Source organism: Bacillus sp. 05T21 (assembly GCF_056396785.1).
In genome coordinates, this window is sequence record NZ_JBFTMD010000001.1 from 605,319 (window position 1) to 630,880 (window position 25,562).

Below are 25,562 nucleotides of genomic sequence, written 5' to 3' on the forward strand. Positions count from 1 at the left end.
AAGAAGGTTGCCACAATTTTTGTGAGCAACCTTCTTTTTACATTCAAATTAAAAACTCGTCAGTTATATAACTGACGAGCCCTCTCATTTTGCACATTTTGGACAACGACCATATATTTCAAACTTATGCCCCGTTACCTCATAACCTTTAAAATCTTTATTCATAAAATCCATCGGGCAGGAATTAATCTCTTTTGTACCACCACAATCTAAACAAATGAAATGATGATGATGTTCCATAATGGGGCATGTAAAACGGAAATGCTTTTCACCATTTAATTCCGTTTGCTCTAAAACACCGACTTCAGCAAAAACCGTTAAGTTACGATAAATCGTATCAAAACTAAGTCCTGGATAATCACCCTTCATATGCTCTAAAACATCTTTCGCAGTTAAATAACGATTATGAGCTGCGAATAATCTCAGCATTTCTTCCCTTTTCCCTGTATGTTTGTATCCCTTTTCCTTCATTAGGCGTAAAGCTTCTGTTAGATTCATACCTATCCCTACTTTATGCAGTTTTTTTCTTTTTCCATAAAATTGCACCAATTAAAATAAGAACCGCTATCATAACAATTGTACCACCTGGAGCTAAATCAAGTTGATACGAAGCAAACATTCCACCAATTACTGCAATTTCACCAAATAAAATGGAAAAGAAAATTGTTTGTTTAAATCCTTTTGCAATACGAATACTTGCTGCAACTGGTAACGTCATTAAAGATGATACGAGAAGAACACCTACAACACGCATTGATACCGCAATTACAAGAGCAACTAATATAATGAAGATAAAGTGAATCCACTTTGCACTTAAACCGGTTGATACAGCGTATTCCTCATCAAATGATAGTAAAAACAACTCTTTGTATAATAAAACAATCGTCGCAATAACAACAATTGCTACTATACCAATAATAATTAAATCCGCACTTGTTACAGCACTTACACTACCAAATAAATAACTAAATAAATCCGTATTGAATCCATTAGCAAGTGAGATGAAGATAACTCCAATCCCCATCCCTGCTGAAAGTATAATCGGGATTGCTAACTCTTGATAATGTTTATATACAGTACGTAATTTTTCAATTAGCAATGCTCCACCGATTGAAAAAAACATCCCCATATATAAAGGGTTTAAAAACCCACCGGTAAAGATTGTCTTTTCAAGTAATAAACTTGCTGCAATTCCTGATAACGTCACATGACTTAATGCATCCGCAATAAGCGACATGCGGCGAATTACAACAAACACGCCGATAAGTGGTGCGACAAGCCCTATTAAAATACCAGCGTATAAGGAATTACGTAAAAAATCATATTGTAAAAAATCCTGTATCATTATATCCTCCCGTGATGCCCATGTTCATGTTCTAAGCGATGAACATGATGTCCATATAAAATCGACATTTCTGCATCTTCTAACTCTCGGAATTTCTCTACATTCCCATGGAAATGTAAATGCTGATTCAAACATGCAACATGCGTCACCTTCTCTGTTACAGCACCCATATCGTGCGTAACAAGAATTAACGTAATTCCCAATCTTTTGTTTAAATCCTCTAGTATCTCATAAAAACTTGCCACATTCTTCACATCAATCCCAACAGTAGGCTCGTCCAAAATAAGCAATTCCGGATCACTTACAAGTGCACGAGCAATAAATACACGCTGTTGTTGTCCGCCAGAAAGTTCTCCAATGTTGCGACCTCGAAACTCGCTCATACCTACATCAGCAATCGCTTTTTCTACTTTCGCATTATCGTCTTTCGTAAAAAAGCGAAAAAGCCCTTTTTTCGAAACGAGCCCCATTGAAACAACCTCGAAAACAGTTGCCGGGAAACCTGAGTTAAAGCTACTTGCCTTTTGGGATACATAACCAACTTTATTCCACTCTTTAAATTTCTTACTATCAATGCCAAACAATCTAATACTTCCTTGCTTTGGTTTTAAAACACCCAATAAGCATTTAAGTAAAGTCGATTTCCCTGAACCATTCGGTCCAACTAAACCTAAAAAAGCTCCCTTCGGAACTTGCAAATTAATATCTTCTAACACGTTGCGATCTTCATACCGAAACGTTAATCCTTCTATTTCCAATATATTATTCATAGCATCTCACCTATTTTAATTCAGAATGATTCCGATTTATCTCTATTTGAATTATAGTACAGCTTATTATAGTTGTAAACCAATCTGCCTAAAATATATTCTTTATTTCAAGAAACCTTATTATTATAACAAAAAGCAGAGAAGAATTCTCTGCTTTCAAAAGATATTACAATTAACTTTTTAGTGAATTGCTGATTTAAACTTACCACCATTTGTCTCTTGTGTATTCATAATCGTAACAAATGCGTTTTCATCAATTTCATGCACAATTGATTTTAACTTCGTCACTTCCAGACGTGTTACAACTGCATAAATAACTTCTTTTTCTTTATCTGTATAGCCACCTTTAGCAACAAGTTTTGTTGTTCCACGACCAAGGCGGTGTAAAATTGCATTTGATACTTCCTCATATTGATCCGATACTATTAAAACTGCTTTCGTTTCGTCTAATCCTTGAATTACCGTATCAATTGTTTTGAATGCGATATAGTACGTCATAACAGAATACATCGCTTGTTCAACACCAAAAACAAATGCTGCCCATGCAAAAATGAATAAGTTCACAAACATTACGAATTCACCAACAGAAAACGGTAATTTCTTCGTTAATAGAATTCCCATAATCTCGGTCCCGTCTAACGATCCACCATGACGAATAACAAGTCCTACACCAATCCCTAAAATAAGACCGCCGAAAACTGTTGCTAAAATCGGCTCTGTTGTAAATGGCGGGATAGCATGCAACGTTGATTCAATAAATGCTAAAGCTACAATTCCAAATGCTGAAGATAACATGAATGTTTTTCCAATTTGCTTATACCCGGAGTACATAAAAGGAATGTTGAGGATAACAACTAAAGTAGAAAAGCTTAACCACCAAATATTAGGAGTAAGATAATCTAATATAAGAGAAATACCAATAATTCCACCATCAATAATTTTATTTGGCATTAAAAACAGTTCAATCGCTACCGCCGCACACGCTGCCCCAAAGACAATCATAACTAAACGATATACAAGATGAATAACACTTTCTTTTCGATGTTGCTTTTTTTCCATAAGTCCTCCTTATACTCTTTATCTATAGTTTTGTTCTTATATTATAACATAAGCTTCTTTTCCCCATTGAAAAAATGCACCTTGATACGAATATGTACAAGCTATGCGTACAYATATTTCGATAGAAGAACGTGTGAAGGAGGACAACACGATGAACCTCATTAAACAAATTGTGAACAAAAAATTAAATCATATTTCTACAAAAGAACTATTGAAATATAGTAAAGAATACGAAGTTCCAATCACAACTGCACAAGCTGATAAAATCGTTTTACTTATGAAAGGGAAAAACATTAACATTTACGATAATACTGAGCGACTAGATTTGTTAAAACAAATCGCTAAAGTAACTACTCCTGCCACTGCCCAACAAGTAAATATTTTATTTCAGCAGCTATTAAAATAAGGAGGGGAAAATCCCCTCCTTATTGCGCTTTAATTTTTTCAAGAATTCCTTCATCAAAAGTACCATTTTTCAGCATTTCGATTTCTAATTTATATGGTGGCTTCTTATCTTTTTTATCTTCACCTACATACGGCGTTTCAAGAATTTTTGGTACGTGCGTAAGTTGTGGGTGATGCACAATGTGATGCAATGCCTTATAGCCAATATGACCAAAACCAATATTTTCATGACGGTCTTTTCCAGCTCCGCGTACATTTTTGCTATCGTTAATATGAAGTACTTGTAAACGATTTATCCCAACAATTTTATCAAATTCGTTTAACACACCGTCAAAATCATTTACAAGGTCATAACCTGCATCATGCGTATGACACGTATCAAAACATACAGATAGTTTTTCATTATATTTCACACCATCAATAATTTTCGCAATTTCTTCAAAGCTACGACCGCATTCCGTTCCCTTTCCTGCCATCGTTTCTAACGCAATGTTAACCGTCTGCTCTGGCGTTAATACTTCATTAAGCCCTTTAATAATTTGTTGAATACCAGCATCCGCTCCTGCACCAACGTGCGCACCTGGGTGAAGAACGATTTGTTTCGCTACACCTAATGCCGATGTTCTTTCAATTTCCATGCGAAGGAAGTCTACACCTAATTGGAATGTTTCTGGCTTCGTCGTATTCCCAAGATTAATAATGTATGGCGCATGTACGATAATTTCTTCAATACCGTTTAGTTCCATATGTTTTCTTCCTGCTTCTATGTTCAATTCTTCAATTGGTTTTCTTCGTGTATTTTGCGGTGCACCTGTATAAATCATAAACGTCGTTGCACCGTATGAAACAGCCTCTTCACTTGCTGCTAATAACATTTTCTTACCACTCATAGAAACATGAGATCCAATCTTTAACATACAATCACCTCTTCAATATACAATAGATATAATGATAGCATAATTTGTAGAAATATGTAGCGAATTGTTTGTTCACACAAAAGGCACTACATAAATTAAACAGACTATTCAAACAATCTGGACTCTATACTTAAATTAACCCAATAAAGCGAAACTTTAGTCAACGTTTTTTCTACCCCTCACTAATTATTAGTCTGCATTAATCGACTTTCTCTCAAGCAGTGAGATAAAAAAAAATAAGGGAAATCCCTTATCTTTTTTTATTGCTATATTTTTTCTTCACTTTGTCACGTTCTGTTGCAAGTTTTCGTTTATAGTTTGGTTTTACTTTTTTCGGCTTCTTAACAACTTTTGTTGCCATAACATCTAGTCCATCACTTGGTTTTTTACGGCTCTTACGACGACGACGGTCACCTAAATCCGCCCATTCATCTCCGCGTAAATCCACATGCTTAAACTCGATATGACGTTGTTTTTCTAAACTATCTAACGCTTCTTCGTTTGCTGGATCATAAATCGTCACTGCAATACCTGAATGACCCGCACGTGCAGTTCTTCCAACACGGTGAACGAAGAAATCTAAATCTGGTGGAAGTTCATAGTTAATAACATGGCTAATTCCTTCAATATCAATACCGCGTGCCGCCAAATCTGTTGCGACAATGTATTGGAACTCTAAATCACGAACTTGTTTCATCATTTTTCTACGATCACGTGGTGATAAATCACCGTGTATACGCCCTACTTTTAATCCACGTTCTGCTAATCCATCGGCTACTTCGTCAGCCTTCTTCTTTGTGTTTGTAAAGACAATTGCTAAATATGGTTTAAATTGAAGTAGCATATTTTTCACTAATTCAGTTTTATTACGGTGTCTTGAAGGCACAAGGTAATGATCAATATTTCCTGCTGCAACTTGCTTCGGATTAATATGAATATGTTCTGGATTCTCCATATATTTCTTCAAAAATGGTTTTAATTTTTGAGGAATTGTTGCAGAGAAAACTAACATCTGCAGATTTTTAGGCATACGTGCCGCAATTTTATCTACATCTTGAATGAATCCCATATCAAGCATTAAGTCCGCTTCATCGACAATAATAGTATCCGCTTTATAGACAAATAGCGCCTTTTCTTCTACTAAATCTTTAATACGTCCTGGCGTTCCAACTACAATATGAGGTTGTTTTTTCAACTTTTCAATTGATCGTTGTTTATCAGTTCCACCAATTAAACAGCGTGCTGTAATCATTTGATCTTCTGCACAGAACTTTGTTAGTTTCACAATTTCTTCGTAAATTTGTTGTGCTAACTCACGAGTAGGCGCTGTAATAACAAGTTGTACCTCTTCACGACTTGCATCAATTCTGTTTAATGTAGGAAGTAAGTATGCATGTGTTTTCCCAGAACCAGTTTGGGATTGTCCAATTATACTCACACCTTTTTTCACGACCGGGAAAATTTTCTTTTGAATTCCTGTTGGCTCTGTAAAGCGTAGTTCACGAACTGCATCTATTAAAAATGGTTTAAAATCATACTGTGTAAAAGTTTGTAGTGTCATAAGTTACACCTTCTTTCTAAAATTTCTACTGCGCACAAATCAGTCAAGTCTACATTATATCGAAATCTACAAGTAAAATCCATCTTTAGTTTAGGTTTTTATCTCAAAAACTAACCTTCTTTCCTTCCATTGCATATTGTATGTGTATATACCTAACTGAAGAAAGGAGGATTTCCCACATGTTTCCGAAATCCCCTATAAGACAAATGTATCCGAATCGAGGACAACAATCTTACACACCATATCCGATTCCACAACTACCACCGATGGCTCAAAAAAAGAAAGGTTTCCTTGCTAAACTCTTTAAAAAACACGATCCAACCGAACCTTTCATGCAAATGGCCCCTCCTTATCGACAAATGGAAGGGCCACCGATGATGCACCAACAACCGCCGCCCCAATATCAACAGCAACAGCCATACCAACAACAATATACACAACAATATACACAACAATATCAACCATACATGCAGCAATATCCAGAGCAGATGATACCACCTCAAATGTATGAATCAAATGATACACGTGGTGCTGCGTCAGCTACAACTGCAGCGGCATCTAGCAGCGGCATCGGTAGTTTTTTTTCAAATTTAATTTCGAACCCAACTAATATGATAAATAATATCGAAAAAGTATCTCAAGTCGTGCAATCTGTCGGTCCTGTTGTCGAACAGTACGGTCCCATTATGCGTAGTCTACCAAGCATTGTTAAAATCCTCACCTCTGGAAAAAGTACGGAAGAAAATCAAACTGAAGATGCAACAGAACAGGTTGAGGTAGCAACTCCACCTCCTCCACCTCCAAAAAGGAAACGAAAAAAAATAGTGCTTGAACCGGTAATAGAAAAAGAGGTTCCGAAAGAACCCGTTCAACAATCAGCAACAAAACCAAAACTATATGTGTAACAATCCTTTGTTTTCTATCCACTCCTCCTTTATAATGTAATGGACTATGCACAAAAGTATCCCTTGTTTAGAAGGAGAGGATTACTCACATGAAGATTGTTAAAATTTCCCCTCGTGGTTATTGCTACGGTGTTGTTGACGCAATGGTTATTGCACGTAACGCCGCATTAGATAAATCATTACCGAGACCCATTTATATTTTAGGTATGATTGTTCACAATAAGCATGTCACAGATGCTTTCGAAGAGGATGGCATCATTACATTAGACGGTCCAAGTCGATTAGAAATTTTAGATAAAATCGATTCTGGTACTGTTATTTTCACTGCACACGGTGTTTCTCCAGAAGTTAAACAACGTGCAAAAGAAAAAGGTTTAACGACAATTGATGCAACTTGTCCAGATGTTACAAAAACACATGACCTTATCGAAGCAAAGAAAGCTGAAGGATACCATGTCATTTATATCGGCAAAAAAAATCATCCAGAACCAGAAGGCGCAGTTGGTATCGCACCTGATATCGTTCATCTTATCGAAAAAGCTGATGATTTAAAAACACTAGAAATTCCAACGGATAAAATTTTAGTTACGAATCAAACAACAATGAGTCAATGGGATGTTCAACATTTAATGGAGGACATTCAGAAAAAATTCCCAACAGCAGAATTCCACAAGGAAATTTGTTTAGCAACTCAAGTTCGCCAAGAAGCTGTCGCTAAACAAGCTGATGTTGCAGATTTAACAATTGTTGTCGGTGATCCGAAAAGTAACAACTCAAACCGTTTAGCACAAGTATCACAAGAAATCGCTGGTACGACAGCATACCGCGTTGCAGACGTAAGTGAAATCCAATTAGAATGGCTACAAGGTGTAGAAAACGTAGCTGTTACAGCAGGTGCTTCTACTCCAACGCCAATTACAAAAGAAGTTATTGCTTTCTTAGATCAATATGACCCAATGAATCCAGCTACATGGGACAGAATTCGAAAAGTACCACTTCAAAAGATACTACCTCGTGTAAAAGTGAAAAAAGAACAATAATAAAAACCGTTGCCTACATGAGCAACGGTTTTTATTTTTCTTATACAAATGTGAATGGATCTGTATGTAACTGCGAAGCGTGAATGTGTACATTGAATTTCTTCACATCTACTTTTTCTTGCAATTGTTTTTGTACACCTTGCTTCATTACTTTTTCAACGTTATGTCCTGGATCGACTATATTTAAACCAATCATCATCGCATCGTGAGCAACATGATAATACATATCACCTGTTACATATACATCTGCTCCTTTAAATTTCGCTTGGTTTATATATTTATTACCGTCACCACCAAGTACAGCTACTTTACGCACCTTATCATCTAACTTTCCAACAACTCTTGCACCCTTTACATGTAATGATTGTTTCACATGTAAAGCAAACTGCTCAAGCGTCATTTCTTCTTGTAAATACCCTATTTTACCAAGACCTAATGTTTCACCTTTATTATCAAGCGGATATACATCATATGCCACTTCTTCATATGGATGGGCTGCCAACATCGCTTTAATAACTTTTCTTTGTAATGAAGCTGGAATAATCGTTTCGACACGTATCTCTTCCACACGTTCTAACTGCCCAGTTTCTCCGATATAAGGATTTGTACCTTCTTGAGGGATAAACGTACCTACCCCTTCGCTACCGAACGTACAGTGGCTATAATTACCGATATGACCTGCATCCGCATCTCCAAGAGCTTTGCGCACTTCTTCTGCATGGGTTACTGGAACAAATACAACAATTTTTTTCATTTCTTCTGCATATGTAGGAGCTAATACTTCTGTATTTTGTAACCCTAACGCATCAGCAAGTAAATCATTTACCCCGCCCTTAGCAATATCTACATTTGTATGCGCCGCATAAACCGCAATATCATTTTTAATACACGTTTCAATAATTCTTCCGTACGCCTTATCTGTATGAATCGCTTTTAATGGATTAAAGATTAAAGGGTGATGAGCTATAATGATATTTGCTCCTAATTGGATTGCCTCGTCCACAACTTCCTCAGTTACATCTAATGCGATTAATACGTGCTGCACAGGTTTATTAAGCGCTCCAATCTGTAAGCCAATCTTATCCCCTTCCATCGCTAAATGCTTCGGATACATACCTTCAAATAAAGAAATAATTTCATGGCCATTTGGAATTTTACTCATGATAAAACCTCTCCTATCATTTTCATTTTCGCTTCTACTTCTGCACGCTTCGCTTTCTTCTCTTCAGACTCTGCTGCACGCTCTAACTGTTTTAAAATATTTTGGAAGTTTTTCAATTCCCCTTCCCACTTTTCAACAAAAGCTTCACTTTTTTCTTTTATTAGAAATGGACCCATAAACAATTCAGTTTGTTTATTTTCAGAGTAAGGTACTGCTGTATCTCCTCGTTCTCCGACTAAAATCTCGTAAATCTTTCCGTCTTCTATTACAATTTTCTCACGGATAAGCTCCCATCCATTTTCAATAAACCATTCACGGATATGGTGTGCTGCAATATTCGGCTGTAAGATTAAACGTGTTACACCTTCTAATTTTTCTTTACCACTTTCTAAAATGTCACGAATTAACGCTCCACCCATACCAGCAATCGTAATAACATCTACTTCTCCTGGCACTATAACAGCTAATCCATTCCCTTTACGAACGTCTACTTTATCTTGTAAGCCACTTTCAGCTACAGTTGCTTGTGCAGAGCGAAACGGTCCATCTACAACCTCTCCTGCAACTGCTTTCGTAGCAATATTATTTATAATTGTATAACACGGTAAATACGCATGATCCGATCCAATATCAGCTACTGTAGAGCCTACCGGAATCTCCCTCACAACTTCTTCTAATCGTTTCGAAAGCTTTACTTCATTCATGTATTTCCATTACTCCTTCTCTTCTCAGTCTGTCTCCATGATAATGAATTTATAGTAGTTGTTGCAAGTCCATAACAACACTTCAATTCTCTATTACTAATCGTATTTTAGAAAGTATAGAAAAACAAGCCTTTTGCACAAAAGCAAAAGGCTTGTAATACGAAACTTTATTTTTTCTTCGATAACCAATCAGCTACTTTCGTTGCTTGATCAGCTGGAATTAAATTAGCTGGCATATTTCCTTTTCCTTTTGAAAGAACTTCTTTAATTTCATCTTTCGAAAGTTTCCCACCAATTTTTTGTAAATTAGGTCCCACTGCCCCTTGTAACTGATCACCGTGACAGYTCGTACAGCTTTGCTTTACAATATCCTCTGGCTTTGATGCTGTTTGTGCTGGTTTCCCGCCATTTTTTGCATCAGCTAACTCTTTAGATTTATTTAGCCCCTGAAATGAAAATACAAACATAACGATAATACCTAATGCTGCAATAAGAGCGAACGGAATCAACGGATTACGTTTCATATCTCTTCTCCCCCCTCTATACCGCTAAATAGTTAGATGATTCAGTCATTTATATTGTACTTGAAAACACCCTATCAGAAAAGAGCAAACTACCATTTGTTAAAAATATTCCGTAAATTCATTTTATTGATTTTCACTATTATATCGCATATTATTTCGATAATTACTAACGTTTCTCATCATATTTTTTACTTTTCTACATATTATTTTGTATATAATAAACAAAATAAATCGAAAAATCGAAAAATGAGCATTTGCAAATCAAAAGACAATTCTGTAAAATAAATTACAAGAAATTGTAATCGTTGCCGATAGCTAAATTTTAACAAAAATTAACAAAACAAAAAAGTTTACTTCACAAAAGTGAAGTAAACTTAAAGGTAGCCTATTCTAAGAAATCCTTAAGACGCTTACTACGGCTTGGATGTCTTAATTTGCGAAGTGCTTTCGCTTCAATTTGACGAATACGTTCTCTCGTTACGCCGAATACTTTCCCAACTTCTTCAAGCGTACGAGTTCGTCCATCATCTAAACCAAAACGAAGACGCAGAACATTTTCTTCACGATCTGTTAGTGTATCTAACACATCTTCTAATTGTTCTTTTAGCAATTCATACGCTGCATGGTCCGCAGGCGATGTTGCTTCTTGGTCTTCGATAAAGTCACCTAAATGGGAGTCGTCTTCTTCACCAATTGGTGTTTCAAGAGAAACTGGCTCCTGTGCAATCTTTAAGATTTCGCGTACTTTTTCTGGAGCAAGATCCATTTCTTCACCAATCTCTTCAGGAGATGGTTCGCGTCCTAAATCTTGTAATAATTGACGTTGTACACGGATTAACTTATTAATTGTTTCAACCATATGAACTGGAATACGAATTGTTCGCGCTTGGTCTGCAATCGCACGTGTAATAGCTTGGCGAATCCACCAAGTTGCATACGTACTAAATTTAAAACCTTTACGGTAGTCGAACTTTTCAACTGCCTTAATTAGACCCATATTTCCTTCTTGGATTAAGTCTAAGAAAAGCATACCACGGCCCACGTAGCGCTTTGCAATACTTACTACAAGACGTAAGTTTGCTTCCGCAAGACGGCGTTTTGCTTCTTCATCGCCTTCTTCAATACGTGTCGCAAGTCGAATTTCTTCTTCAGCAGATAGTAAGTCTACACGACCAATTTCTTTTAAGTACATACGAACAGGGTCATTAATTTTCACACCTGGCGGCACACTTAAATCATTAAGGTCAAATTCTTCTTCCGTTTTTGTAATTTGACGATTATTAGGACCTTCGTCGTTGTCATTGTCACCAACTAAGTCAATCCCTTGTTCACCTAAATATTCATAGTATTCATCCATTTGATCGGATTCAATTTCAAATCCATTCATGCGTTCTGCAATCTCTTCATATGTAAGAACGCCACGTTTTTTTCCGAGCTCAGTGAGTTGTTCTTTCACTTGCTCAAGGGTCATTTCAGTTTCAATTTGTTTAGAACGAGCTGGTTTATCAGCCATCTGTTCCCCTCCTTACGCGAGATACAAACATTCATTATACTAAAACTTTATCGAAAAAGCTATTTTCTTGCTTTTTGACTTTGTAAATATGCCACATAATATTTAGCAGCCTCTACAGGATCTGTTTTTTCCATTTGTTTTACTTTAAAGATAATTTCCATCTTTTCAAGTTTTTCTTTATGGCGTCTTAGCGCCTCCAAATGACCTTGTAACGCTTCTTCTGTGTACTCTGGATTAATAAATTCATCCGTCGAAATATCAGTAATAATATTTTTCAACTTTTCATCAGAGAGCCAACTTAAAAATGTTCCGACTGAAGGTTCATTTCCCTTTTCATAATATGCGTATAGTTCATATAAAATCCCTTTATGTTCTTCTGTATAAAAATCTTCTATATGAGGTTCCATACGCACTGTCACTTCTGCACTTTGCAACATATGGTAAATAATTTCTCTTTCTGCCCTTTCAAAACCTGTTAATTTCGGTTTCGTTTGAACAATTTGAGATGGCTTAGAAACCTGCTTTATTTGTTTTTGCTGTACCTTTTGTTCTTTGCGATATTGGTGCAATTGATTCAAAAGTGTTTCCATTGAATACGAAAATTCTTGCGATAATGATTTTAAATATGATTCCGCCTGCATCGCATCCTGTAGCAATGATAACTCTTTTAAAACACTTTTTACATATTCTTCTTTGCCAGACTCATCTTGCAAATTTTTCCCTAAACGCAAATAATTTATTTTGAAACCAACAAAACTTATACTTGATTTCACAAGATTTTCAAAAGCGGTTGTCCCATATTGTTGCACATATTCATCAGGGTCAAGCTTATCTGGCAAGGATGTAACTTTTACTTGGCAACCAACTTGCAATAGTAATTGCCCTGCTTTCATCGTCGCTTCTCGCCCTGCTTTATCACCATCATAGCAAAGAACAACAGTTTCAACGTTACGTCGCAGAAGTTTCGCTTGTTCTTCAGTTAAAGCTGTTCCCATTGTCGCAACAGCTTCTTCCACACCACTTTTCACCGCGGCTAGTACATCGGCATAACCTTCAAAAAGGACAACCTGCCCACGTTTTCTAATAAACGGCCTTGCTTGGTGGAAATTATACAACAGCTTACTTTTGTAAAAAATCGGTGTTTCAGGACTATTCAAATATTTCGGAGTGTCATCTCCTAATGCCCTTCCACTAAACGCTATCACCTTACCTTGTAAAGTATAAATCGGAAACATAACTCTTCCGCGGAAGCGGTCATAATGACTGCCATCCTTCTCACTTCTTACAAGAAGGCCAGCCTGTTCCATACTAGATAGCGACAAACCTCTTTTTTGTAAAATTTTCGTCGCTGCATCCCAAGCTTGTGATGCATAACCAATTTCAAATTTCTCAATCATCTCTTTTGTAATACCACGTTTTAATAAATATGAAAGTGCTTCATTTCCTTCTTCTGTATTTACTAATAAATGATGATAATACTTTTTCAAAAGTTCATGAGCCTGTTGCATGATGACAGTGTCATCAGATATGTCTTCTTGTTGTTGTTGTCCTTGCCCTGATGTATATTCTGCAACTGCAATTCCATTTCTTTCGCCAAGCTTTTGAACAGCCTCTGTGAAAGCAAGTCCTTCCATTTTCATAAGAAAAGAAAATACATTTCCACCTTCTCCACATCCGAAACAATGAAAAATTTGCTTATCAGATGAAACAGAGAATGAAGGAGAATTCTCACCATGAAATGGACAAAGGCCGAAATAGTTACGCCCCTGCTTTCTAAGTTGAACATACTCACCAATCACTTCTACAATATCGGATGATGTCCGAATCTGTTCAACAACTTCTTCAGGAATTCTGTTCCCCATAACTCCATCTCCGTGTCGTATTTTGTATTCGATATAAATTAAAAGATTCCTTTATAATTCGACAATATTTTTCTAAATTTGTTAGAAAGTACTGTCGATCACATTGTGTAAACGATTTTGGACCTTTCGTATAAGTCCCCAGTCTGCGTAAATTCGCAGATACATACTACTATATAAAATTGTATACATTTGCTCATCTGTTACAAATGTATCTCCTGGAGACAATACATATACTCCTTTTTCACAAGAAGACTAGCAAGAAGCACTATAGCCTGTATGATCATGAGATCTGTAGCTTTTGCATGTTAATAAATATAACAGTCAACTTCATCTTGCTCAGAATCTACATAGACCCAATTACCTTGCTGTTTTCTTGAACGATGAGCATAGGATACGACAAACAAAATTTCGACATAAAATTTTGTTCCAACTTGCACAATTGCATTCTTCACGGGATACGCATCTGCATCAAATAATATCTTATCTGATGTTTTGCATATTTCTGTATTCTACATCCCTTCTGTGAATCCTTCCATAATGTGCGTTTTCTTGTCTAGATTTTGTCGATTTAACGTAAATACATGTCTTTTTCGAAAATCCTATCCCTAGTTTATTCTGAAAAATTAAAGTCTAAACGTAAAATATAGGTTTTTATCACAATTTTTTATTATAATATATTTTCTTCAACTACGCTACATATCCCTTTAATTTTCATCTTACACTTAAAGATAACGAAATCGTTCCTTTAGCATAATTAAAAAACAGAAGAATATAAGTATAACCATTCCGCTATATTCTATTACTAAGCCGAAAGTTCATGCTCTACTTCGCATCTTCCTCTAACGCCTTCTCACGAGCGAAAAAAGCACATTCACCTTTGGTAAATGTGCTAAAACATTTTTTGGTTTTGCACTGCATTCACAATAATATTTGCTGTTTCTTCAATTGCCTTATTTGATACATCAATCACTTGACAATTTATTTTACTAATTACTTCCTCAAAATGATCAATTTCTTCTTGAATACGATTAATATTTGCATATGTTGCTCCATCACTTAATCCAAGTGATTTCAATCGTTCTTTTCGAATATGATTTAACTTATCTGGTATAATTTTCAAACCGAAACATTTCTCTTTTGCCACTTGATATAATTCCTCAGGCGGATCCACTTCCGGTACAAGTGGTACATTAGCAACTTTCAAACGTTTGTTATGCGCTAAATATTGTGAAAGTGGTGTTTTTGATGTACGTGAAATTCCAATCAACACGATATCAGCTTTTAAAATACCACGTGCATCTCTACCATCATCATACTTAACTGCAAATTCAATCGCTTCAATTTTTTTAAAGTACTCTTCATCTAATCTTCGAACGACACCTGGCTCATACCTTGGTACTTGCCCTGTAATTTCTTCAATTTGATCGATAAGAGGTCCGATAATATCGTATGCCTCTACTCCTTCTTTTGCCGCTTCTGTCAATAAATATTGACGCATATCAGGCTTTACTAACGTAAAACAAATAAGCGCTTGATTGCTCTTGGCAATCGAGATTACTTCTTTTAATGTCCCTGTATCTTCTACATACGGTACACGCCTAATATCAGGAGCGAATGGGAACTGTCCCATTGCCGCTCTAACAACCAAATCAGCCGTTTCTCCTACAGAGTCAGATACGACATATACGATTTTATTATCCATTACATTACCTCACTTTAAACAAATTACACTTATTCGTTATTTACTAAATTTACAAACGCACGTGTAATATTTGTTTTTGTAATTCGTCCAATCACTTCTAAACCTTGTTTCGTATCCTTCACAACCGGCATCGCATCAATCTGTCTTTCTATTAATTCCATCGCAATATCATATAAAGAATCCTCCCTGCGACACATCGCAATGTTTGGCATCCTTGTCATGATAATATTAACCGGAAGAGAGGTTAAATCCTGCTTTCCTAAGCTAGCTCGTAATAAATCTTTACGAGATACAACGCCAACTAATAAAGTAGCTTGATCTACAACAAATAATGTACCAACGTCCTCTAGAAACATAGTACAGATTGCATCGTATACTGATACATTTTTATCAATTACAGCCGGTCTAGATTGATAATCTTGCACTTTAATTTTCTTAACAGCTTCAGATAATAGCTGTCCCCCGGTTTTACCCGTATAAAAATAACCTACACGTGGACGCGCTTCTAAATAACCAGCCATCGTTAAAATTGCTAAGTCTGGTCTTAGCGTTGCACGTGTTAAACCCAATTGCCCAGCAATTGACTCCCCTGTAATAGGACCGTGATCTTTTACAATCTGAATGATATGCTCTTGCCGTTTATTCAGCTCTATGATAATCACCACCTTTAATGCACAACGAAAAAAGTTATACTATCTCTTAAATATTATATACTAAATATGCTATTCGAAAAAGAAAGTATGTAAAAAGGACCGTATACGGCCCTTTTTATATTTGAAACTTATCAAGTTGTTCCAAGAAACGCCTTGTTTTCAAATAAATCCCACAATATTCGTCATAATATGTATTCAATACTGTGCGCATTTGTTTTTTTGTACTATCCTTCACCGATACATTACCGAGCCGGTGTAAATCAAAGTGAAAAAAGAGACGTAATAATTTATGAACAGCCTCTCCCACCGGAATACGATACGGATCTTGCTCCGCATGACGCGAGCACAGAAAACCGCCTTCCCGGACAGAGAAGGCGACAAAATCTGTTTCTTGATGACAAATAGCACATGTATCAAAGTACGGGCGCATCCCTAATACCGGAAGCATTTTCGTTTGATAAATTAATGATAATACTTCTGGATCAACACCCTCACACATATAATGCAACGTTTGATATAACATTTCAAATAAATACGGATTATGCTTCTTATCTTCTGTTGCTTTATCGGTTAATTCAATAATAAATGATGCATAAGCAGTTAAAAATATATCCTCACGAATTTCTTTCATAGATGAAATAATCTCGCCTTGTTGCAAAGTTCCAAGTCCAGATCCCATTTGAATAAGAAAATGACCATGTGTCATAAGTTGCGAAATAGCTGCTAACCGACTCTTCGGCTTTTTCGCCCCTCTTGCCATTGCACTTACCTTACCAAATTCCCGTGAGTATATTGTAACAATCTTATTTGTTTCTCCGTAATCTGTCGTACGGATAACAATGCCCTCAACTTTTTGAAACATGTTCGTCACCATCCAAGGTTTGAACAAAACGGGTCAAGAAATTGGAGAGTCTAGATGCGCTAACTCCTCTTCATGTTGATCCATCTCATCGTTTACGTCTTTTTCCATTTCTTTCAAAAGCAAATACGTTTCAATGCTTCCTGTTTTGGAGAAAAACTTCCAGGTAAAATCTAGCATAAGAATCCACCTTTCTCAATAAGCGTAGCCTATAAACCAATTTCTTTTGTTGTTATTAAGTTGACCCATTTTGTTCATTTTCATGTGAGAAAAATTTTTCCTAATTTATCAAGGTTCATAAAAACCAATAATCAGCGGATGAACAAAACATCCACTGATCACAACTTTACTTCATATTAATACTCGTCTTCACGGAAACCAAGGTCACGAAGCTGTGACATCTTATTACGCCAATCTTTTTGCACTTTCACCCATACTTCTAAAAATACTTTAGAACCAAGAAGTGCTTCAATGTCAAAACGAGCTCTCTTACCGACTTCTTTTAACATCTTCCCTTGCTTGCCTATAATAATTCCTTTTTGTGATGCACGTTCAACAACAATCGTTGCGTTTATATAAACCGCTCCGCCCTCACGCTTTTGAATTGCATCAATAACAACCGCTACAGAATGCGGTACTTCTTCACGTGTTAAATGTAATACTTTTTCACGAATAAGCTCTGAAATAATAAATCGCTCTGGATGATCCGTTACTTGATTATCCGGGTAATATTGCGGTCCTTCTGGTAAATACTTTTTAATTGCTCCGATTAACGCTTCAACGTTATTACCGTCCAATGCAGAAATTGGCACAATCTCCGCGAACTCATATAATTTACGATATTGATCAATCAACTCCAGCAATTGCTCTGGATGAAGTTGGTCAATTTTATTAATTACCAAAAATACCGGTTGTTTCGTTTCTTGTAATTTCTCAATAATAAATTCCTCACCACGACCATATCCTTCAGTTGCATTGACCATAAACAAAACAATATCAACTTCTTTTAATGTCGTTTGAGCCATCTTCACCATGAAATCGCCTAGTTTATGTTTAGGTTTATGTATTCCTGGTGTATCAATGAAAACTACTTGTGAATCATTTTCTGTATATACACCTTGAATTTTATTACGAGTTGTTTGTGGCTTATCGCTCATAATGGCAATTTTTTGGCCAATAATACGATTTAAAAATGTAGATTTCCCAACATTCGGTCTGCCAATAATAGAGACAAAACCTGATTTATAACCTTTTCTATTCATGTAAATCCTCCGCTAAAAATGCTCCTGGTAACAATTCTCCGACTGTTGTCTCTTGAACATCACCATGTAAGTTTGATAGGTATACTTTCGTATCCTGTTTACATAATTCTATCATAACTTGTCGACATGCTCCACAAGGAGGTACTGGACGCTTTGTATCCGCTACGACTGCAATAGCTACAAACTCGTTATCCCCTTCAGAAATTGCCTTAAATAACGCTGTTCTTTCTGCACAGTTACATAAACCATATGATGCATTTTCAACATTACATCCACGATATATTTTTCCATCCTGAGTTAGTAAAGCTGCACCTACTTGAAATTTAGAATATGGTACGTACGCTCGTTTACGCGCTTCGGTTGCTTCCTGAATTAATTGTTCGCTATTCATATTCCCGCATCCTTTCCGTTCATAGATGTGAATAGATACACTCTTTCATTAAAGGCCTTCACGGCGCTCCCAAAGCTTAATAAAAGCTTCGGAATGCAACTATACCATATACGGTAAAAAGATAATAGCACCAATTACAGCAGCTATAATTGCAAATAATAAAACTGCACCTGCTGCAACATCCTTTGCAATTTTTGCAACCGGATGAATATCGGCGGTTGCTAAGTCTACTGTTTTTTCAATAGCCGTATTCACCATCTCTAAACTCATTACAATCCCTATCACAATAAGTACGACAATCCATTCCATTGTTGTAATATGGAAATAAAAGCCGCAGCATATAACGATGACTGCGGCTAAATAATGAATTTTCATATTTCGTTCATGACGAAGACAAAAGTATATACCAGCTATAGCATATCCAAAACTATCTAAAAGTTTTCCTGTTTTCATCGTCCTAATCCAAAGGCCTCTAAAATTTCTTTTTGTCTTCCAAACATTTCTTTCTCATCTTCTTCTGTCATATGATCATAACCAAGCAAATGCAAAAAGCCATGTAGTGCTAAAAACCCAAGTTCTCGATCAAAAGAATGTCCATATTCTTCAGCTTGTTCTTTTGCTCTCGGAATAGAAATAATAAGATCTCCTAACATACGCGGCATCTCTGCACCGACAATTTCCATTTCGCCTTCTCCCATTTCTTCCATAGCAAAAGAAATAACGTCCGTAGGCTGATCCTTATCTCGGTAATCACGGTTTATTTCACGAATACGTTCATTATCTACAAATGTAACCGATAATTCTGCGCCTTCTTCTATGTTCTCCATTTGGGCTGCTTTCTCTACTAAACCTCGAATCAAACTTATATATTCGTCTTTCACTTCTTCTGTTTCATCAATAAAATCAATTAATAAACTCATTCTTTCTCCTTTTCTTCCGGCGGTTCCGGATATGTAATACGGGAATGGAAAATACCATTTAACGTTTCACATAACGTTTTTCCAACGATTTGTAGTTCCTTAAATGTCAAATCACATTCACTAAATTGACCATCTTGCAGGCGATCTTTAATAATACTTTGCACTAAATTATTAATCTGATCTGGTGTTGGATGGTTCATCGAACGTACCGCCGCTTCCACACTATCAGCAATACCAACGATCGCCGACTCTTTAGAAGTTGCTTTTGATCCTGGATAGCGGAACATTTCCTCCGTATATTTCTCTTTATCTTCTTTAATCGCATTATAATAAAAATATTTAAGTAACGTTGTACCATGATGCTGTCCAGCAATATCGATAATTTCTTGAGGTATATGGTGTTCTTCTAACATTCTCACCCCATCGGTTACATGAGCAATTATAATATCTTTGCTCGTTACAGGGTCTAATCTATCATGCGGGTTTTCAATACCCATTTGGTTTTCAATAAAAAACTGTGGTTGTACCGTTTTCCCTACATCATGATAATACGCCCCTACACGCGCTAATACTCCATTTGCTCCAACTGCTTCACAAGCAGCTTCTGAGAGATTAGCTACCATTACACTATGGTGATATGTACCTGGTGCTTCTAATAAAATTTTACGCAAAAGCGAGTGATTCGGACTTGAAAGTTCCATCAATTTCATACTCGATACAATCCCAAGACCACTTTCTAAATACGGTAAAATCCCCATAGCTAGAACAGAAGAGATAATACCCGAAACAGCAGCCATTAATAATTGCACCCCAATTTCAAGAGGCGAAAAATTCCCGTTACGTAATAATAGCAAAGCCGCTAATACGACTACATTTAATACAGAAACGAGTATACCAGCTTGTAAAATCATCGTACGACGATTTTTTTCTCTCAAGAAAATACTAACTGATAATGAACTTAATAAAACATAAATCCCCACACTATAATTCAGTGTACTCGTTACACCTTCATTAAACATAATACTTCCGCATACAGAAAAGATCATACTCGTTAAAAATACAAATCGATCACCAATCATTAATTTTACAAGTATTGTTCCCATTGCAACTGGAACAACATACGCGATTCCTGCATACTCAAGCTTTTGAAACAAACTAATGATTTTCATTAAAACAATCGTGATAGACAAAATTGTAATATACGCTAAGACATACGGCCTATCTTCTCTTTTCCGCTGTAAAAACACTTCAAACTGCTTATGCATAAAGTACAATAGCACACCAATGAGTACCGCTAACCCAACATAGGGTTGAAAACTGTTCCCTTTTTCTAACAGGCCAACTAATTTCAACTGATTGTACATATCACTTGAAATCGTTTCACCTTCTCTAACAAGGACTTGCCCTTGAAGAATATAAACAGGTGGAACTAAATCTTCTTCCGCTTTTCTCTTCTCTTTTGTTAAGGTCGGATCATAAAAATAGTTTGCAGAAATCGCATATTTCCCTAACGCCTTAATAGATTCCTTTAAACCATTATCAACATTAACACTATTCATCTCACTTACATATCGTTCCTTCGCATCCTTCAATTCATCCATTTTAACATGCTCAGTCATGATACTATTAATAGCTGTAACTGTTGCATCTTTCGCTAATACTAATTGGTTCGAATCCGCATTAATTAAGTTTAGTAAGTTTGAATCAGATAATTCTTTCGTTAAATCAGTAGGCAATTTTTTTTTCAACTTGTCCACTTTTTCAGCATCAGTAATCTTTTTTTGCTCATCCGGTCCAACCGCTTTAATCTCTTGTATCACTTCATCTACTTTAGCAAAGACGTCATTCACAATATCCACTTTATTTTGTTTATACTCACTTTTATATGTATATTGATCTTCAACTTTTGTAGCGGCTTCTTTTTTCTTTTTGTCCGTTGTAACTTTATCTTCAATTTTAATAGGAGAATGGATTGTTTTTTTCGCAATAGAATATGTTGTAACATCTAATTGCTCTGGTTTTACATTATTCATAAGTGCAAAAAACAGCACTGCCCCTAATAAAACGTAAGAAATCCAACTTAGTTTTTTCGAATGTTGTAAATTACGAAACCACTTAGAAATTTCTTGAGATCTTGACATGATTTCAATACCTTCTCCTCTCCAGAAATAAAGTGAAACTATTTATAGCTTTCATTTCTTCTAGGTAACGATACTTTTTGGACAACATTTTTATCCACTCTCACCTATAGTTTATTTCCCTCGTCTTTAATGATAGTAAAAAATATGTCATTCGCCAACCTTATCATACAAAAAGAAATGATCCTGACAAATAGGATCATTCCATTTTATCATATGCCTCAATAATACGTTGCACTAACGGGTGTCTCACAACGTCCGTTTGTTCCAATGTAATGAACGAAAGACCTGATACACCAGATAAAATATTAGCAGCAATAGAAAGACCTGACTTTACCCCTTTTGGCAAGTCTACCTGTGAGGGATCCCCCGTAATAACCATTTTAGAACTAAAACCTAATCGTGTTAAAAACATTTTTATTTGAACACCAGTTGTATTTTGCGCCTCATCTAATATAACAAATGAATCATCAAGAGTACGCCCTCTCATATAAGCAAGAGGTGCAATTTCAATTACACCACGTTCCATCATACGTTGTGTATATTCTTGTCCAAGAATATCATGTAACGCATCATATAGTGGACGTAAATACGGATCTACTTTTTCTTTCAAATCACCTGGTAAAAACCCTAAGCTCTCTCCAGCTTCTACAGCAGGTCTTGTTAAAATAATTTTCTTTACATACCCTTGCTTTAAAGCTCTCACAGCCATTACTACGGCTAAGTATGTTTTTCCTGTCCCAGCAGGTCCTATCCCAAACACAATATCATTCTTTTTCATTGCATGAATATATCGTCTTTGCCCCATCGTTTTCACACGAATGGATTTACCTTTTGCCGTTTTAAAAATTTCCTCTTCATATAATTCTTCGAATTGAGCAATTTTCCCTTGTTGCCCAAGCTGAATCGCATACGCAACATCTCTTTCCGAAATTGATACACCTTTACGGATAACAACAAGTAACTGTTGTAAGATTTTTTCTACGAGCACCACAGTTTCATCTGCCCCAGATACACGAACAGATTCTCCTCTAGTCACAATCGATACACTAAGTTCTCGTTCAATTACTTTTAAATGAGCATCATTTACCCCAAAAAGAGCGATTGCTTCGTTGGGGTTTTCCAATTGTTGGTTCATTTCTACTAATTGTTCTGCCATTACTCAGTCTCCTTGAATATCGGATTCAGATATTGGTTGTGGCTCTGCAATATTTTCAATCACTGTATAATGTAATGTGACCTTTAGGTGATCCGCCTCAACCTCTTTACTCAAAATGTTATCACTTACAATCATAGCATGTTCATCCAATTTTTTCTTCAGTTCTTTTTCTGCCATCTCTTTCGCTACTTTCATTGCTTGTTTTTCGGTATATTCTCGGTTCGCTTCTTCCTCTTCTCGTACAATATCTTTCTCGTATGCAATTGGTAATGTAAATCCAAATAATTTCACATCATGTTTTACACTTTCAGTACGAGAGCGCTTATACTTATCCTGTAGAAATCCCCATATTTTTATTTTAGTACTCCCAAATTTAAGGAAATATTCATTGTATGAATTACCAGTATACACTTGAAATTGTGTCTTTAACGGAACATCCACCTCAGATTTATACCACGTTTCTCCATATACAATCCCTTTAGCCGAAACAACTGTCGGATTCTCCTCATTACCATACATCCCGGATACGAGAAGTTGCCCCTTTTCTACATGGTCATTTTTCATGACAACCGGCTTCCCAACTTCCACAAATGTTTTTGTAATAATCCCTTCTTTTTTTGCTACTAAGTTTTGTGGCTGTTGTTCACTTTCTTTTTTCGGCTCATTTTTTTCAACAATCTTAAAATGATATGTTGTCCCTCTTATTTCTAATCCCGCCCAAGTAATCGCATTAATATTGTCTGTCAAATGACGTTGAACATCTTCTACACTCGGCATTTGGAATTGTAATTTACCTTTTTTTATACCCATTTTGTCCAATTCTTTCATCAATATATATTCTGTTTCAGGTTTTGCTCCTGTAATTTCAATTTTCCACACCATATTTGACAATGCGATCATTCCGAAAAAAAATATTAAAAACCCAATTAAAAATCCACTATTTTTAATTACACGCTTATTCCAAAAAGGAAAACCGTAACGTCCAATAAAATATAATTTACATTCATTTTTTCTATAAATTGGTTTTATCTTTTTCACATCTCGTAATAACATACAAAGAACTAACGTTTCATCAGCTATCTTCTTTACATCCCAAACGAGTAATTTCTTCCGCACACACTCGTTAACAAATCGTTCCGCTCCTCTACCTTCAATTCGCACCTTTACATACCCAAGCCATTTTATAAACCATTTATTTTTCATCGACTATCTCCACTACCTTTCTAAAAGTAGATACACTACTTTTCAATTCGATTATCAAACTAGCTCGTACTAAAATTTTAATTAGCAGATTCCTTGATCCTCACTAATTATTAACCTTCACGAGCCAGCTTTTTACGTGGAACTCAATTCCCACCTATCCTCTTTGTACGAACCGAATATTGAGGCCAGAACGTTACCGCCTGTTAATACAAGGTAACGAAGAAAAACTTCACAAACGGAAGTTTCTCCTCACTCCTCTTTCTTTTCATTTTCTAAAAACGTCACTTGTTCAATAATCCCTTCAAGCAACAGTTCTTCTGGAAGGATTGTTTTAATAACAAAGGATTGACCTTTAATTAATAATTGACCATGTTTCAATAGCAATCTTACCTCTTTATCTGAAAACACTAATAATCCTCGATGATTTTCTATATAGATATGTACTTGCCCAACAAGCGTGATCCGAGGTAGATCCATTAACACATCCACTGGCAGGTCTATTTGCTTCGTTAACCAATTCTTCATTTGTTCTATTTTTTTCATCTCAAAAGACCCCCTCTCATCCCATATGTATGAAAAAAGAGCTTGTAATATCACGTCCAAACTGAAAAAAGCATAAAAAAACGTCTCATACGAAATGAGACGCTTTTTTATGCTAATAGCTGGATAACCAGCTTATTCACAAGTGATCCGTCTGTTTTACCTTTTACTTTCGGCATAACAGCAGTCATCACTTTACCCATATCTGCTTTAGATGTAGCACCAACTTCAGAAATAACTTGCTTAATTATATCCGCTAGTTCTTCTTCTGTTAATTGCTCCGGCAAATATGCGCTTAAAATCTGAATTTCACTTTGCAGTTTATCAACAAGGTCTTCACGACCAGCTTTTTTAAATTCAAGGAGGGAGTCCTTATACTGTTTTACTTCACGAGCTAAAACTGTTAATTCCTCTTCTTCAGTAAGAGTATGTTGCAGTTTAATACCTTCATTTTGTAAAGCAGCCTTAACCATACGAATAACGGTTAATTTTTCTTTTTGTTTATTCTTCATCGCTTGTTTCATATCATCGTTTAAACGACCGAGAAGACTCATAACTTACACCCTCTCTTAGAACTTACGCTTTCTTGCCGCTTCAGATTTCTTCTTACGTTTTACACTTGGCTTTTCATAAAACTCGCGCTTTCTTGCTTCAGCAAGTGTACCAGTTTTAGAAACCGATCTTTTAAAACGGCGAAGTGCATCCTCCAAAGACTCGTTTTTACGAACGACTGTTTTTGACATTCTCTTTCCCTCCCTCCGAAACATCACACTTACATACTAATTTCAGCATGCAAAAAGAAACCCTTCTTCAGCATGTCTTTTACGATTATAATACATTTTATCACTTCAGGTCAACTATTTGGCAGAATAAAAGAAGAATAGATGCCCTTACCTGTTCAAAAGCTATGTAGATAGCTATTATCCTTTTCCCCCGAAGACAACTATATTTTTTATCATTACACCTTT

At 36.0% G+C, this 25,562-nt stretch carries 29 protein-coding genes; 3 read left to right on the forward strand and 26 right to left on the reverse strand.

The annotated features are described in order from the left end of the window. Positions 1–84 precede the first annotated feature (84 nt). From AC1DKZ_RS03235 to AC1DKZ_RS03250, 4 genes are all read right to left on the reverse strand, one after another. Positions 85–498 (reverse strand): Fur family transcriptional regulator, encoded by a 414-nt coding sequence (locus AC1DKZ_RS03235; RefSeq protein WP_476995640.1) that lies wholly within the window; start codon positions 496–498, stop codon positions 85–87. Positions 499–511: 13 nt separating this feature from the next. Continuing rightward, entirely contained in the window at positions 512–1,345 is an 834-nt protein-coding gene (locus tag AC1DKZ_RS03240) for a metal ABC transporter permease (RefSeq protein ID WP_002015165.1), read from the reverse strand. Beyond that, positions 1,345–2,115: a metal ABC transporter ATP-binding protein gene (locus AC1DKZ_RS03245; protein ID WP_002015167.1), complete on the reverse strand. Its 771-nt coding sequence runs from the start codon at positions 2,113–2,115 to the stop codon at positions 1,345–1,347. Before AC1DKZ_RS03245 ends, AC1DKZ_RS03240 begins: the two co-directional genes overlap by 1 nt. Positions 2,116–2,295: 180 nt before the next feature. After that, positions 2,296–3,174 carry a YitT family protein gene (locus tag AC1DKZ_RS03250; RefSeq protein ID WP_002015168.1) on the reverse strand — a complete coding sequence of 293 codons (879 nt, stop codon included), beginning with the start codon at positions 3,172–3,174 and terminating at the stop codon, positions 2,296–2,298. Between the two features lie 151 nt (positions 3,175–3,325). On the opposite strand from AC1DKZ_RS03250, the gene AC1DKZ_RS03255 reads away from it, so the two are divergent. Beyond that, entirely contained in the window at positions 3,326–3,580 is a 255-nt protein-coding gene (locus AC1DKZ_RS03255; RefSeq protein ID WP_002088657.1) for a DUF2624 domain-containing protein, read from the forward strand. A gap of 19 nt (positions 3,581–3,599) precedes the next feature. Here AC1DKZ_RS03255 and AC1DKZ_RS03260 read toward each other — a convergent pair whose 3' ends face one another. Together AC1DKZ_RS03260 and AC1DKZ_RS03265 are read right to left on the reverse strand one after the other, a co-directional pair. Then, entirely contained in the window at positions 3,600–4,496 is an 897-nt protein-coding gene (locus tag AC1DKZ_RS03260; protein WP_002088660.1) for a deoxyribonuclease IV, read from the reverse strand. Positions 4,497–4,746: 250 nt separating this feature from the next. Beyond that, positions 4,747–6,057 (reverse strand): DEAD/DEAH box helicase, encoded by a 1,311-nt coding sequence (locus AC1DKZ_RS03265; RefSeq protein WP_002015172.1) that lies wholly within the window; start codon positions 6,055–6,057, stop codon positions 4,747–4,749. Between the two features lie 179 nt (positions 6,058–6,236). Here AC1DKZ_RS03265 and vrrA point away from each other — a divergent pair, with 179 nt between their 5' ends. Next, positions 6,237–6,962 carry a VrrA/YqfQ family protein gene (gene vrrA, locus AC1DKZ_RS03270; protein WP_476995641.1) on the forward strand — a complete coding sequence of 242 codons (726 nt, stop codon included), beginning with the start codon at positions 6,237–6,239 and terminating at the stop codon, positions 6,960–6,962. Between the two features lie 89 nt (positions 6,963–7,051). Further along, entirely contained in the window at positions 7,052–8,002 is a 951-nt protein-coding gene (locus AC1DKZ_RS03275) for a 4-hydroxy-3-methylbut-2-enyl diphosphate reductase (protein WP_002015175.1), read from the forward strand. Positions 8,003–8,042: 40 nt separating this feature from the next. Here the strand turns inward: AC1DKZ_RS03275 and AC1DKZ_RS03280 are convergent, their stop codons facing one another. The 20 genes from AC1DKZ_RS03280 to rpsU all read right to left on the reverse strand — a co-directional run bounded on the left by AC1DKZ_RS03280 (position 8,043) and on the right by rpsU (position 25,337). Continuing rightward, positions 8,043–9,164, reverse strand: a complete 1,122-nt coding sequence (locus AC1DKZ_RS03280; RefSeq protein ID WP_002129128.1) for a Nif3-like dinuclear metal center hexameric protein — start codon at positions 9,162–9,164, stop codon at positions 8,043–8,045. Beyond that, positions 9,161–9,868, reverse strand: a complete 708-nt coding sequence (locus AC1DKZ_RS03285; protein WP_002015177.1) for a tRNA (adenine(22)-N(1))-methyltransferase — start codon at positions 9,866–9,868, stop codon at positions 9,161–9,163. Before AC1DKZ_RS03285 ends, AC1DKZ_RS03280 begins: the two co-directional genes overlap by 4 nt. A gap of 167 nt (positions 9,869–10,035) precedes the next feature. Next, entirely contained in the window at positions 10,036–10,392 is a 357-nt protein-coding gene (cccA, locus tag AC1DKZ_RS03290) for a cytochrome c550 (RefSeq protein ID WP_476995642.1), read from the reverse strand. A gap of 385 nt (positions 10,393–10,777) precedes the next feature. Further along, positions 10,778–11,905: an RNA polymerase sigma factor RpoD gene (gene rpoD / locus AC1DKZ_RS03295; protein ID WP_000764062.1), complete on the reverse strand. Its 1,128-nt coding sequence runs from the start codon at positions 11,903–11,905 to the stop codon at positions 10,778–10,780. A gap of 59 nt (positions 11,906–11,964) precedes the next feature. Next, positions 11,965–13,767 carry a DNA primase gene (dnaG, locus tag AC1DKZ_RS03300; protein ID WP_002015179.1) on the reverse strand — a complete coding sequence of 601 codons (1,803 nt, stop codon included), beginning with the start codon at positions 13,765–13,767 and terminating at the stop codon, positions 11,965–11,967. Positions 13,768–13,848: 81 nt separating this feature from the next. Next, positions 13,849–13,992 carry a hypothetical protein gene (locus tag AC1DKZ_RS03305; RefSeq protein WP_162836445.1) on the reverse strand — a complete coding sequence of 48 codons (144 nt, stop codon included), beginning with the start codon at positions 13,990–13,992 and terminating at the stop codon, positions 13,849–13,851. A 664-nt stretch (positions 13,993–14,656) separates the two neighbouring features. Next, positions 14,657–15,469 (reverse strand): pyruvate, water dikinase regulatory protein, encoded by an 813-nt coding sequence (locus AC1DKZ_RS03310; protein WP_002015180.1) that lies wholly within the window; start codon positions 15,467–15,469, stop codon positions 14,657–14,659. A 29-nt stretch (positions 15,470–15,498) separates the two neighbouring features. Next, positions 15,499–16,131 (reverse strand): transcriptional regulator CcpN, encoded by a 633-nt coding sequence (gene ccpN, locus AC1DKZ_RS03315; protein ID WP_002015181.1) that lies wholly within the window; start codon positions 16,129–16,131, stop codon positions 15,499–15,501. A 106-nt stretch (positions 16,132–16,237) separates the two neighbouring features. Then, the gene (gene recO / locus AC1DKZ_RS03320) at positions 16,238–16,984 is read right to left on the reverse strand and encodes a DNA repair protein RecO (RefSeq protein WP_002129136.1); all 747 of its coding nucleotides are present in this window, start codon (positions 16,982–16,984) and stop codon (positions 16,238–16,240) included. Between the two features lie 33 nt (positions 16,985–17,017). Then, on the reverse strand, positions 17,018–17,161 hold the full coding sequence (locus tag AC1DKZ_RS03325) for a YqzL family protein (RefSeq protein ID WP_000883924.1): 144 nt from the start codon (positions 17,159–17,161) through the stop codon (positions 17,018–17,020). 176 nt (positions 17,162–17,337) lie between these two features. Beyond that, positions 17,338–18,243 carry a GTPase Era gene (gene era, locus AC1DKZ_RS03330; protein ID WP_002088672.1) on the reverse strand — a complete coding sequence of 302 codons (906 nt, stop codon included), beginning with the start codon at positions 18,241–18,243 and terminating at the stop codon, positions 17,338–17,340. Further along, complete coding sequence (locus AC1DKZ_RS03335; protein WP_113935594.1) at positions 18,236–18,634, reverse strand: cytidine deaminase; 399 nt, start codon at positions 18,632–18,634, stop codon at positions 18,236–18,238. Before AC1DKZ_RS03335 ends, era begins: the two co-directional genes overlap by 8 nt. Positions 18,635–18,733: 99 nt before the next feature. Beyond that, on the reverse strand, positions 18,734–19,087 hold the full coding sequence (locus AC1DKZ_RS03340) for a diacylglycerol kinase family protein (protein ID WP_002190697.1): 354 nt from the start codon (positions 19,085–19,087) through the stop codon (positions 18,734–18,736). Continuing rightward, a complete protein-coding gene (gene ybeY / locus AC1DKZ_RS03345) occupies positions 19,084–19,554 on the reverse strand; it encodes an rRNA maturation RNase YbeY (protein WP_002088675.1) in 471 nt (156 codons plus the stop codon). The genes AC1DKZ_RS03340 and ybeY overlap by 4 nt, the downstream gene beginning before the upstream one ends. Further along, a complete protein-coding gene (locus tag AC1DKZ_RS03350; protein ID WP_476995643.1) occupies positions 19,551–21,695 on the reverse strand; it encodes an HD family phosphohydrolase in 2,145 nt (714 codons plus the stop codon). The genes ybeY and AC1DKZ_RS03350 overlap by 4 nt, the downstream gene beginning before the upstream one ends. Before the next feature lie 196 nt (positions 21,696–21,891). After that, positions 21,892–22,851 (reverse strand): PhoH family protein, encoded by a 960-nt coding sequence (locus tag AC1DKZ_RS03355; RefSeq protein WP_002015189.1) that lies wholly within the window; start codon positions 22,849–22,851, stop codon positions 21,892–21,894. Positions 22,852–22,854: 3 nt separating this feature from the next. Further along, positions 22,855–24,054 (reverse strand): sporulation protein YqfD, encoded by a 1,200-nt coding sequence (gene yqfD, locus AC1DKZ_RS03360; protein WP_476995644.1) that lies wholly within the window; start codon positions 24,052–24,054, stop codon positions 22,855–22,857. Positions 24,055–24,303: 249 nt separating this feature from the next. Continuing rightward, on the reverse strand, positions 24,304–24,597 hold the full coding sequence (gene yqfC, locus AC1DKZ_RS03365) for a sporulation protein YqfC (protein WP_002067170.1): 294 nt from the start codon (positions 24,595–24,597) through the stop codon (positions 24,304–24,306). 107 nt (positions 24,598–24,704) lie between these two features. Next, entirely contained in the window at positions 24,705–25,148 is a 444-nt protein-coding gene (locus AC1DKZ_RS03370) for a GatB/YqeY domain-containing protein (RefSeq protein WP_000054578.1), read from the reverse strand. A gap of 15 nt (positions 25,149–25,163) precedes the next feature. Continuing rightward, on the reverse strand, positions 25,164–25,337 hold the full coding sequence (gene rpsU / locus AC1DKZ_RS03375) for a 30S ribosomal protein S21 (RefSeq protein WP_000048061.1): 174 nt from the start codon (positions 25,335–25,337) through the stop codon (positions 25,164–25,166). Positions 25,338–25,562 lie beyond the last annotated feature (225 nt).